The organism is Cupriavidus sp. 8B, assembly GCF_054589115.1.
Window position 1 is genome coordinate 1 of the sequence record NZ_BAAILO010000429.1, and the last position, 11,490, is coordinate 11,490.

At 62.2% G+C, this 11,490-nt stretch carries 13 protein-coding genes and 1 pseudogene; 4 read left to right on the forward strand and 10 right to left on the reverse strand.

Translation table 11 applies throughout. The features are described 5' to 3' along the window. The 3 genes from ACYP5B_RS40735 to ACYP5B_RS40745 all read left to right on the forward strand — a co-directional run. Positions 1-517 (forward strand): hypothetical protein (locus tag ACYP5B_RS40735; RefSeq protein ID WP_459573307.1); only part of this gene is annotated, 517 nt, incomplete at its 5' end. Between the two features lie 42 nt (positions 518-559). Continuing rightward, positions 560-1,195 (forward strand): hypothetical protein, encoded by a 636-nt coding sequence (locus tag ACYP5B_RS40740; protein ID WP_459573420.1) that lies wholly within the window; start codon positions 560-562, stop codon positions 1,193-1,195. 11 nt (positions 1,196-1,206) lie between these two features. Next, the gene (locus ACYP5B_RS40745) at positions 1,207-1,644 is read left to right on the forward strand and encodes a bactofilin family protein (protein WP_459573421.1); all 438 of its coding nucleotides are present in this window, start codon (positions 1,207-1,209) and stop codon (positions 1,642-1,644) included. Between the two features lie 96 nt (positions 1,645-1,740). Here ACYP5B_RS40745 and ACYP5B_RS40750 read toward each other — a convergent pair whose 3' ends face one another. Next, the gene (locus tag ACYP5B_RS40750) at positions 1,741-2,148 is read right to left on the reverse strand and encodes a hypothetical protein (protein WP_459573422.1); all 408 of its coding nucleotides are present in this window, start codon (positions 2,146-2,148) and stop codon (positions 1,741-1,743) included. Between the two features lie 134 nt (positions 2,149-2,282). Here ACYP5B_RS40750 and ACYP5B_RS40755 point away from each other — a divergent pair, with 134 nt between their 5' ends. Next, a complete protein-coding gene (locus ACYP5B_RS40755) occupies positions 2,283-2,612 on the forward strand; it encodes a helix-turn-helix domain-containing protein (RefSeq protein ID WP_459573423.1) in 330 nt (109 codons plus the stop codon). A gap of 26 nt (positions 2,613-2,638) precedes the next feature. Here the strand turns inward: ACYP5B_RS40755 and ACYP5B_RS40760 are convergent, their stop codons facing one another. From ACYP5B_RS40760 to ACYP5B_RS40800, 9 genes and pseudogenes are all read right to left on the reverse strand, one after another. Next, on the reverse strand, positions 2,639-3,862 hold the full coding sequence (locus ACYP5B_RS40760; protein ID WP_459573430.1) for a vWA domain-containing protein: 1,224 nt from the start codon (positions 3,860-3,862) through the stop codon (positions 2,639-2,641). A gap of 7 nt (positions 3,863-3,869) precedes the next feature. After that, positions 3,870-4,787, reverse strand: a complete 918-nt coding sequence (locus ACYP5B_RS40765) for a hypothetical protein (protein ID WP_459573424.1) — start codon at positions 4,785-4,787, stop codon at positions 3,870-3,872. A 94-nt stretch (positions 4,788-4,881) separates the two neighbouring features. Beyond that, positions 4,882-5,907, reverse strand: coding sequence for an ATP-binding protein (locus tag ACYP5B_RS40770; protein WP_459573425.1), 1,026 nt, complete (start codon positions 5,905-5,907; stop codon positions 4,882-4,884). A gap of 279 nt (positions 5,908-6,186) precedes the next feature. Beyond that, entirely contained in the window at positions 6,187-7,737 is a 1,551-nt protein-coding gene (locus ACYP5B_RS40775; protein WP_459573426.1) for a hypothetical protein, read from the reverse strand. An 84-nt stretch (positions 7,738-7,821) separates the two neighbouring features. Beyond that, on the reverse strand, positions 7,822-8,202 hold the full coding sequence (locus ACYP5B_RS40780; RefSeq protein ID WP_459573427.1) for a hypothetical protein: 381 nt from the start codon (positions 8,200-8,202) through the stop codon (positions 7,822-7,824). A gap of 334 nt (positions 8,203-8,536) precedes the next feature. Further along, positions 8,537-9,563 (reverse strand): annotated as a pseudogene (locus ACYP5B_RS40785) (IS110 family RNA-guided transposase). Positions 9,564-9,797: 234 nt separating this feature from the next. Then, entirely contained in the window at positions 9,798-10,271 is a 474-nt protein-coding gene (locus ACYP5B_RS40790) for a hypothetical protein (protein WP_035859715.1), read from the reverse strand. A gap of 11 nt (positions 10,272-10,282) precedes the next feature. Then, positions 10,283-10,663, reverse strand: a complete 381-nt coding sequence (locus tag ACYP5B_RS40795; protein WP_459573428.1) for a hypothetical protein — start codon at positions 10,661-10,663, stop codon at positions 10,283-10,285. Between the two features lie 190 nt (positions 10,664-10,853). Beyond that, positions 10,854-11,276 carry a hypothetical protein gene (locus ACYP5B_RS40800; RefSeq protein WP_459573429.1) on the reverse strand — a complete coding sequence of 141 codons (423 nt, stop codon included), beginning with the start codon at positions 11,274-11,276 and terminating at the stop codon, positions 10,854-10,856. Positions 11,277-11,490: the final 214 nt, after the last annotated feature.

The window sequence follows — 11,490 nt, forward strand, 5'->3', positions numbered from 1 at the left end:
CGCACCGGACACCGGCCTCAAGCCCATCACGCGGCTCATCAGCGAGGACCGCATCTCGCGCATCGTGCCCGAGACCACGACGAAGGTTGAGGTGTCCTTCTCCTCGGTCTTTACGCGCCGATTCCTGCACGATGACTATAATTTTTGCGCGGCCAAATGTTCAGTCGCGCGAGGCGGCAAGGTCAAGGCGCTCGATGAGGCCTTCCGAGAGGCTGAAGTCTGGTTCAGTCGCGTGAACGATTGGCTCGCGTCGAAGAATCAACTTGAGTTTTCGATCGGCTACGAATCCGTCGTCCTGGAAGTTCCCAATGCGCTCGCCGGGCGACTGCTACGCCTGCTGGGCCAGTACGACAAGCTCGCCTCGGCCACGCTGTTCGCGCACGTCGGGCGCTCCATTTCCGGCACAGAACGCGATACGCAGCTCGATATCGCAGGCCGGCGCCTCAATACGATTCACACCCTCTGCATTCCGGACAACGACCGGTTTGCCGATGACGGCAGCCGCCTTCCCGCCTGAGCCCCAATTCCATTCCCTCCCTTCCGAACCCCAAGGAGCACCGTGGACATTCGAGATATCCAGCGCCTGCACGAGCAGTTCGCGCACGCCCCCCTCACCATTGAGGCGCAAACCACGTCCCACAATCCTGCCGGCCTTCTGTTGCCCCCGCCCGCCTTTGCCGCCGCGAGTGCGACCCGACGGTGGGCCGGCCGCGCCGGCAACACCCGCCACATTGCCAGCATCGTGATTGGCATCGTGGCGGCAGGCGCCCTCGGTATGTCCGTCGCCAACTGGCAGCATGGGCGGACAACGGATGCGGCAAAGCCTGAGACCGCGGCACCCGTCAAGGCCGAGGGCACCCAGGACGCGCCGGAACTGGGTCAAGCGCCGGTGGCTATCGCTGCCGCGTCCAGTCCCGCAACGGCTGATACCGCACCGATGAACCGGGCCGGCTACAGCGCCGCCCAACTCGCCGAAATCCCGGCTAAGGGCGCGGAACTGGTGCAGCAAGTTGCAGAGCCGCCCGCGGCAGTGATTGCGCCGGTGTCCCGCCCTCAGCCAAGCCAGGCTCCGGTGGCTCGGGCGACCCCGCCGGTCGTGCGCAAGGTCGAGCCGGCCCCAGCACAGGCAAATGCCGCGCCCCAGTCCCCCCCTGCACATCGCGCAAACGCCGCATCCGAGATAAAGCTGTTCTGAGCCGACCGACCATGAAAGACACTCCCACCTTTAGCGTGCTCAATCGCGGAATGAGCATCCACGGAGACGTGGCCGCGGACCACGGCATCACCTGCCTCGGCCTGATTGACGGCAACCTCTCCTCGTCGGCCGGACTACTCCATGTCGGCAGCGGCGGTATCGTGCGTGGCAAGGTTGAAGGCGATCATGTGATCGTGGACGGCATCGTGGAGGGCGACGTGGCCGCCCGCAGCACGCTGCTGATCAATGGCCGCGTCAAGGGCGAGATCTTCTACGCTGGCACAATCCGGCTTGGCCTGAATGCGAACCTGGAGAGCCGCATCTCACGCGTCGCCGCCATCGGCACCAGGAGCGACGCGCACGTCTTTACGCGGGAGTCGGTCCCGGCAAGTCCCGCCGATCCCGCAGAGCTTGCCGATGCGAACACAGCGGGGACCCCGAGCACATGAGTCCACCCTATTCGCGGAAACGCGCATGATTTCCCATCTCTTATGAGTCCGAACAAGGCCCGGTTTCGCAACCGGGCCTTGTTGCTTTGGGTGCCGCTAACGCACCAGCTGATGCAGCGAAACGAGTTCGTCGACCGAGAACAGGCCCGGGACGGTAAGCCACAACAGGCTAAACCCCTGCGCGCCGACAAACGATACAAAGGGAAACTCGCCGTCCAGCAAGCAACGAAAATTCCGTCTGCCTCGCACGGGGTCCTGAATCTCGTACTGGCTGCGGTGGCGCAGCCTAAACATTGCCTGGCCTTGCCGGTATAGACGCTCCACGGGTGCGCGCGGCGAAAGCTGCGCCTCCAGCCACCGGTCGTAGTCCAGCTCGGTTCCGCCGGTTGCTCTTGCTCGCATCCAGTTGGCATGCAGGGCTAGCGGTCTCTCCCGCGACAGTCGGTCGACATCCAACGGCGATGCGTTTCTCTCTTCCAATTTCTCCTCCATTTTGCTGAGCACGCCCAGGTGCTCCCCCGATCCAACGGCGCCCGTGACCTCCAAATATGACGTGCCATCTATCGACTATCGGCAAGCGTTTGTAAGAGTTAAATTTAACGTGGTTTATAATGATTTGCCGGTCCACGCTTCTGCCCATGCAGAAACGACCCCTTCAGCGCGGCCGGCCGGTCGGCACGACCACTTTCGATTCCCATCTGGCGCAGGCATTCGGTGGTGCCGTGCGTGCCCGCCGAACGGCGTACGGCATTGCCCAGGAAACGCTGGCCAATTTGGCCGGTATCGAGCGATCGCACACCGGCAAGATCGAGCGCGGTGAGCACATGCCAACGTTGGCGATTGTGTTTAGGCTGGCGCGGGCATTGGGATGCAGTGCAGCAGAGTTGATCGCAGCGACTGAGGCGGAGGCCAAGGCACAGGAGGCCTCGGAAGCAGACCTCGCGTCTCCCACCCCCCAAAAAAAATAGCCCCGGGCGACACGCCCGGGGTTGGTCTAAATGATGACCTCCACTGCCTCGCCGAACGGCGGCGGAGCAATCGTGTGGAGCGGCGTGGTCGACGCCCATAAGGTGGGATACGCCGGCGGCGCAGCCGGGAATTTCCCGTGCATGTCCGTCAGGTAGACCAGGAACGCCGGAGCGATTCCCTGCTCGTCCAGCCAGGCGAACGGCGCACGGAAGCTCGTGCCGCCACCGCCTCGGATGGGACCCAACTCAATGGCCTCTCCCCGCTCAAAGCACTGCACCTGCGTCACGCGAGTGTCGCAGTCCAGCACGAACAGGCGCCGCGGCTGCAGCACGGTGAAGACCGTTTCGATCTCCGCCCCGAACTGCTGCTGCGTCTCGTCGAACACCGAACCGCTGGTGTCGCGCACAAAGACCGCATCGCCGACCGACTGGTCGTGCAACGCCGGCAGGTAGAGGCCCATATGGGTGTACCGCCGGTTCGGCATGGCCCAACTGTAGTCCGACCGGGTCTGCTCGAAGGCAAAGCGGTGCAGCACTGAGCGCCAGTCCACCGATGCCCGCGTGGCCGACTCCACCATCGCACTCAACTCGCCGGGCAGCTTGCCACGCATCTGCGCAGCTTTTGCTGCCTGCATCGTCGCCACCTTCCACTCGTTGGCCAGCGTTTGCTGCTGTGCCTGCGGCTGCTGGCGAACCTCACCGGGCGAAAAGTCCGGCGAGGCCTGCGACGGCGCGTCCCCGGCCGTGCCGTTGCCTTTGCCGTCCTGGCCATTAGGCTGGGACGGATCATTGCCGTCGGCCTTGCCGTTGCCGTCCTGCTGTGGCTGCGGTTGCGGTTCTGACTGCGGTTGCTCCGATGCTTCCTGGCGCAACATGGCATAGATTTCCTCTGCAGACTTGCCGAGAAATCGTCCGTCGATCAGCGCGCCGGCCGGCAACTGCAAGCCGGCGTTTAGCACCAATGGATTGATCGCATAGTCGCAGGCCTGATTCCAACGGTCAGGATCGCGAACGCCGCGGCGCCAGCAATGCCCGTTGGCCGGATGCAATACCTCGTGGGCAAGACAGCCGCGTAGCTCAAGATCGCTCAGGGTGGCGACGAATGCTGGGTTGTAGCCCAACGATACGCCATCCACCCAGAACGTCTTGCACGACGGATCTTCGACCACCCGCAGGCGCATCAACAACGCGCCGAAGAACGGTTGCGAAAGGATGAGCTGGGAACGCTGCTTCGAGATTCGATCGCGCACACCGGCCTCACGCTGTGAGCAGTTCGAACATCGACGAGGTCGGCGCAGCCGCCGCCGGCGACGGCGGCGGACCACCCATGAACGCGGCCATCTGTGCCTCAATCTCCATCGCCTTTTCGGCAACCTGCTTGCGCAGGTCGTTCGAATTGCGCAGGTCCGCCCCGGTGTGACGGGCCAGATGCTCGCGTGTCTCATCCAGGATGCGCGTGAGCGCCGGATCCCCGGAGAAGTTCAGCTTAGGCAGCAGTGCACTCAACTCGCGCACCTTGTCGGCAACATCCAGCCGCACGTTCGTGGCCCCGTACAGGCGGTTGGCGAAGTGCTGCACGGCTTCGAAGAGGCGGCCCACCAGGTCGTCGTTGGCGGTCTTCACCGCCCCGAGCACACGCTGGTCGATATCCGCCTTGAGCCCGTCCAGGACGTTGGCCGGCAGCGCAATGTCGAACTGGCTCGCATCTGGAAACGGCAGGACTGCCAGGCGCATACCGAACTTCTTGGCCAGTTCCGCTTGCGTCGGATAGTCTGCCTCGTCGAACAGGCCATTCAGCGCAGCGCGCGCCTCTTCCTTCAGGCGCGGATAGTCGGCGAGAAACACCGCGGACGTGGCGTTGAACTCGTCCTGAAACGCGCGCTGGCGGTCAGCCACCTCCATATACATGTCGGTGGGCAGCAGGCGTACGCCCAACTGATCGTAGTCCAGGCTGTGGGCATCGAAGTAGGCGCGGGCACGGTTGGCGACCGCGCACACTTCCTTGTACGACGTGGCACCCTCGGTCAGCAGCTTCTTGTTGAAGCGGCCGATGTCTTTGGTGTCGTGGTTGGACTCGACTTCCTGCGTGGCGCGGGTGTCGAAGCGGCGCGCACGCCAGACCGACGTGCTGAATGTGGCGAGCATAACGCGCTTGGTGATGTCTTGAATGTTCATGATGATTCCTGGAAATGGGATGAATACGGCTGCAACGAAAAACGGCGAGCCTGGTGGCTCGCCGTCATGGGATGAAGAGAAAAGAAAAAAGGGATCAGTTGCCGAGCAGCAACTCACCGAGCTTGCCGCCCTGCGCATTAATCCACGCTGGAGTCGCGCAGATCCGCGCGTCGCGGCGTGCTGCATCGGTGGCGAGCATCACGGCGAATTCGCCGAGATGGGCTTCGAATAGGCGATTGGCGTACACCATCACACGATCGAAGTTGTTCTCGTTGGAAACGGCAGCGAGCGCCGAGCAGATGGCGTACTGCGCGGCCACCTTGTCAGGGATCCTGGCGGATTCCGGGGCGGCCAGCACCGAATCCACGCTGGGCAACTCGCGATAGATCTGGCGGAACGACTCGAACTCGAGTGCGGCGCCCTCGCCCACTGCGCCGGCCGTGGCGACGATTTCCATCCCCTGCGGTACCAGCGGCAGTTGACGCGCCACATGCCCCCAGCCTCGCGGCGAAGGCAGGTTCTCCACCTCTTTGCTGCGCTCAGACGAGAGCAGCAGATCGGGGCGGAAGCGCAGGAAGGCGATGAGCACGGGCGGCACGTTGTTCGTGACTGCCCACCGCGTCCAGTCCTCGATCGTCGGTTCCAGCTCCACGATGGTGCTGAAGCGGGATTTCAACGGATCAAGGATGTTGGACACCGCCGCGTTGTCGCTGCGACGGTTGGTGGCCGCCACGAAGGTGACGTGGTCCGGCAGAACGTGTTCGCCAATGCGCCGTGCGAGCAGCAGTTGCATCTTGGCGGCCTGGACCGCCGGCGAGGCCTGTCCGAGATCGTCAATGAACCAGACCAGCGGGCGCGTGCTGTTCAGTGCGGTGGCCAGATCCCCGAACGGCAGGAACTTGGCACCCGCACCGTCCGGTGCCGGAAACGGCAGGCCCTTGGAGTCGGTCGGATCTTCCACCACGGGATGGGAGATCAGTAGGTCGTGACGGGCAGCCTTGGCGGCGCTATCCACGATATCGCTCTTGCCGATGCCGGGCGCCCCAGTGATGAGGACGGGCAGGCGTGCGGGAATGAAGGCCGCGAGCAGGGTGTGCAGTTGGGAAGGATTGACTTTCATGGGGATTCCTAAAAAGGTGAGTCCCACAAAGCCACCTAACCCACAGGGAAGGTGTCCCTGTGGGAAGTTTCAATGAATGCGCCAGCTGGGCTGGCAGAGGTCGATGCGTCAGAGACGCGGGCAAAACGCTGTTTGGACTGATCCGTACCAGTGCGAACAACGCTCCAACGACGAGCTTACAGCCAATAACGCGAAGGCAGTACGCCAATAGACGACGAATTTGCTATCGCTTTTGAGAGAAAACTTCCCCGGCGCTCGGCCGGGGGAGGGTAAAACGAATCACGCGGCTATCGCTAATGCTGGCTCGTATTCGGCCAGCCGCGCTCGTGCATAGGCGAGGGTGCCATCCTTAGCTCGCAGCTTGCGCGCCAGGCGGCGCTGCGGATCTTCAATGTAATAGACTCGAGCGCTACCGCGCGGATAGTGCTTGATCTGGCGGAAGCCTTCATCAATGCACATGTCCACGTATTCGCGGCCGTTCAGAACCCGCCCTTCCGGCAAGCGCCAACATGCAGCCTCCGCTTGCTCGCGGGCGCTCTCAACATCGCGGGCTTGGCGAAGCGCAGTCTGCGCGGCCGCTGCCTCGATGTCCCATTGACGCTGCTCGGCCTCGGAGAAGCCGCACAGCTCAAAGATCCGCCGTCGACGCGTAGCCGCCGGCACACCGGTCAATACCACGCCCAGCTCCTCGCGGATGGCCCGCTTGGATAGTGCGTTCTGATCGCTTGGACTGTCCAGCGCTTCAAGCAGCTGCGCCACGTTGCGCTCCATGACCGCGAGCGCCAGGCGGTTAGGCCACGAATAGCTCGTGGTGTCCCGCTCGACCGTGGCAAGGCGAAGTTCACGCTGAAGCATGCGCTGAGTCAACGTTCCCTTAGCCTGCTCTTCTTGCGCGCGCGCAGCCCTCTCCGCATAGCGATGCCGGGCGATGAGGGAATGCAAGCGTGCAGCAAGCGGAGAGACCGGTGCCGCGTCCTCCCCGGTGGGCGGGGCGATGGTCGGCATCGAAGGCGGAGGGACGATTCCGGCTGCGAACAGCGCGTCATCCACAGCGACTCGGGCGCGGTCGGCCGGCAGCGGGTTAACCAGTGCAATCAGGCGGGCGGCATTGTGAGCAGTGATCGCCAGGTTGTCATGCCGCATGACCCCGCAAAGCGCCTGCAGCTTGTCGGCTGGCAGCGCTCCGCGTAGGGCCGGCACGGCAATCAGATCCTTTAGCCAAAGCAGATCGTACTTGCCAATGTCCGGGCTGTCGCGATAGGCATTGAGGACGCAATCGCGAACTTTCTCGCCTCGTTGCAGTGCGTATGCGACATGGACCTCGTGGCGCGAATTGATGCCGGCGCCGGGTGAGTACTCGGGCCCGTTCGTACCGAAGCCGAAGCGAGCACGAAATTGCTGCTCCACATAGCAGGCGGGGTCGACGAATGCTGCATCGGGATCCGCAAACAGCGTGCCCTGGTCACGGCACTCCGGCGCCAGAGCCTCCTCCGGGAAATAGCCAAGACGACCAGCGGCCACTGCTGCTTCCCAGGCGTCGCGACTGACCTCGAAAGGCCTAAGCACTTTCCCGTCCGGGCGAAGGATGAACCGGTCCACTTCACCGATGATGGTGTCGAGGATCTCGCGCATGGAACCGCTGGGCCGGACAGCAAAGTTGCCCCTTGCCAGCCGGATGAGGGGGATGTCGCCGCGGGCGATATGGCGTAGTCGCACGGACTCCACCGGTGTGCATCGGCGCAGGTCGTCGTTGCAGTTGAAGAAGGCCAGCACACCGGCCAGTGTGGTGCGCGATTCAACCCGCCCCGTGTCAAAGGTAATTACGTACATCAGACTTGCTCCTAAGCACGAAGCAAGCCCCACATGGGGGCATTGCCCCGTGTGGGTGAGAGAGGAAAACTGGGATGCGTCGATTCAAGCGGCGACTCGGCGGCGGGGCCGTGCCGTGGCCTCCGTTCGCGCGGTTGTGATGGCATCGAGCAATTCTTGTGACACGATCCGCCAGACTGAAGCGAAGCCGTCACCGTAGGGAACGTGGCGAGCCTCGGCGAACAAGCCGGCTTCCAGGAAGCGGGCTGCCAAATCCCGTGGCAGGTTCCAGCCAGCAGAGACGACAAACTCGTCACTGGCCAGCTCGACTTCGGGCAGGTTGGTGGTCAGCGAGCCATACGGCATCCCGTCATCCGCGCACCTGAGGGTGAGCGCGGCGCGATAGTTGGTCGAATACAACTGGACGTTAAGGCGAACACCGGGAGGGTGGCTGGCCAGGCCAGCGCCGTAGATGCGGTCGATCATGGTTGGGGTAACTCCGGAGGTTATGGAGCTGCCCCGCAGGGACGCGCCCCGCGTGGTAGACGAAAAAAAATCTATGGTCACCCCCCTTTTTGCAAGGCTGATCGTCGATGAAGGTCGGTGGCTTGCTTAAATCTATCCGGCGTCGTTGTGGGGATTGCTCCCCGCGCCACGATAAGAGTCGCGCCTGACGATCCCAAAAACGCACTCGGCATCGAATGCCGTCTTTTTTGCCGGGATGCTCGTCAGGCCGGTGTGCCGTTCACGTCATCAGTTTTCAGCGATCGCAAAACCAGGTAGGTGGACTACGGTAAAGCAGAGAAGAGGGATCAGCCACTCAGGCAGACATTGGAACAGATCTCGCTTCGAAGCTAGTGTGGCGGTTGGCAAGCGCCCACGCGATGCGCGCAAACTTGTTGGCTAGCGCGCAGGCAACAACATTCGAATGACGCCGCATCAGCATCGCGCGAACCCACTCGGCCACAGGGCCAGCTTGCTTGTCGAGTCTCTGCATGTACGCTCGAGCACATTGCACCAGCAAGCGCCGTATGTTTTTGTCACCGCGCTTGCTTATCCCAAGCAGATTGGCCTTCCCGCCCGTACTGTATTGGCGGGGCACAAGTCCAATTGAGGCGGCAAAGTCCCGACTACATCCATATTGTTTGCCATCGCCCATCTCGGCTGCAAGCACGCTCGCGGTAATCGGCCCAACACCTGGGATCGTCAACAGGCGCTGACCCAGATCGTCGTCAGCCAGCTGCTGGGCCATCTCCTTTTCAATCTCAACGATCTGCGCGCTGAGATACTTGAAATGGGAATGTAAGCGCTCACGTATTTCTACCAGACGTGGCGGCAGTGTTTGCTCTGCCAGCACGGCGGGCAATCGCTTAACCACCGCGTTTCCAACCGGAAGGCTGACACCAAATTCAAGTAGAAACCCGTGAATCTGATTGCTGGCCTTAACGCGATCTCGCACCAACGATTCACGGACGCGGTGCAACGCAGAGAGCGTCTGCTGCGACTCAGTTTTGGGTGTCACAAAACCGCATGGATGGACGCGACGCAGCCTCGCAGATTGCTTCCGCATCGACAAAATCGTTCTTGTTGCTCTTGACGAAGGGCCGAACGAATTGGGGAGAGATGAGCTTGACTTGATGGCCTAACGAGACCAGCTTGCGAGCCATGTGATGGGCGCCTGCGCAGGCCTCCATGATCACAGTGCAAGTACGCAGAGTAGCGAAGAACTCGATTAGTTGCTTACGATTCACCTTCTTTCGAAATACTGCTTTGCCGGCTTTATCCTGGCCATGCAGGTGAAACGAATGCTTACCGAGATCGATCCCAACCAGAGTCACGTGTTCCATGATGGCCTCTCCCAAAGAAAACACCCTAGAAGCGTAACCCGCTCGTAGGGTGGGGGGTGACCATCTCATTACGCACCTCTCGAGAGGTGCGTCAGTTTGATGGCCCGGGATTGCCGGGCGAAATAAGACAGTGGCTTGGCGCTCAGTCCTTATGGACGCGACGCCCGTTACGGTCTGCCCACAGCAAGTAGGCAGAAAACAGCAACGCAAGAACCAAAAGAGGAGGACCAAACATCACTTTTCTCCTTTCGAGAGGACTGCTCCTACAGCGAATAATACAACGGCGATGCCGAACAGGCTTGCGCCATTTGCGACAGCGGTCAGGTTCCATCCCGGCCGGCTGGTAAGGTAGCCAGCCAGGCCAAGGATTGCGGCAGCGGAGAGCGTGTGAGCGAAGCGACCATACTGCAACCGTTGGTCCTTGGTCGGAGCCGCAACGGCCATCCTTGCTTCGTCCATCCAGCCCCGTTTGGCCGCCTTGGAACGATCCACGTTGTAGACCGCAGGTTCCATGCGCACCAGCGGAAACTGATAGCCGTCTTCCAGCAGCAAAAGGACGTGACGCTCCCCCATCGCAATGGAGGCATCGACGAGGTTGTCCAGGCGCACCGGTAGTGTGACAACGTCGGCGTCTGGCTCATAGTGTACCGAGCACGAGTACTCGTCGCCGCTGGTGGATTTGAGGATGACCTTGGCAATGCGTGTCATGGTCAGTCCCCTCAACCGCGCCGGCCCGCGACCACGCGTAGCGTGGCTACGAGCGAGGCGTAGCCTTCGGGCGAGCCGATCGACTGTAGGCAAACCGCATTCTCGCGGCCACCGGTATAGTCGTCGCGGCCGCGGCACGTGCGAAAGCTCATGCGGGCAGCGGATTGCTGCGGTGCGTGGGCAATCTGCACGTACAGCGTATCGGTATGCAGGGCATAGACATCGGCTTGCTGGCGGCGCTGACGGCGTTCGCGGACGGTGAATTCACAGGGGCGCAACCCAAGGTCATTCGCCAGACGGCGGATGACACGGGAGGCATCACGTTTGAGGGAGGCGCAGGCTGTGGCATTGCCGGGGGCGTGCGGTTGGGTAAAGGATTTGGGGATCTTCATGGCAGTCTCTGGTGAAACGGGACAGCCATCCCCAGCGGGACGGTGTCCCGCAATGGGTAAGGTCTGGACAGGCCAGACGCGGTTCGATGCGTCGAAGACGCGATCAAAAGCGTTTGCCGAAGCGGTCATACGTTTCCGCAAGCGCTCTTGCATGGGGAGGCCCGGCGCCCCCCTTGGGCGCCCTACCACCTCAGACTAGGTCCAGGGCTTCCGAAATCACCCGGGCGATCGAGAACGCCAGATCACGACCGAATACCTTCGCGCAGAGCAGTTTCCGTACCGCCCAGTGCGGACCGGAGGCATCCTGCGTGAGATGGATCTGATCGACGTTCACGGTCCAGCCCTCCGACAATCCTCGGAAGACGGAAACAGCAATGCGATCGCGGGCGCCAAGTTCCGGCCACGGCGAGGCCGCACGCAAACCGTGGATGCGCTCATCGTCGCGATAGCGATTGGTGGCGGTAATCCATTCGGGCTCAAGCTCCATGCCGCGCAGCATGGTGTAAAGCTGGGTCTCGACTTGCTCGACGCTGAGTCCGGACGTATCGATGCGGGCGACTTTGGGACGTCGCGCAGGAACGGGCTGCGGCACAGATAGTGTGGAATGAAGCATAGGGGTCTCCGATATGCGGAGCGCTCCCACTTCGCGGGAGGCGTCCCGCGAATGCGATGGATGGGTCTGGATTTGCCCGACGGTGGCTCGATGCGTCGAAGACGCGATCAAAATGGCATACCGAACCCTTACTAGGGGTTCAGCATGCCATGGATGGTCCGCCGGCTGACGTGCGTCAGGCCACGTTCAAGGCTTCTGCCAAGACCCTCGCCGT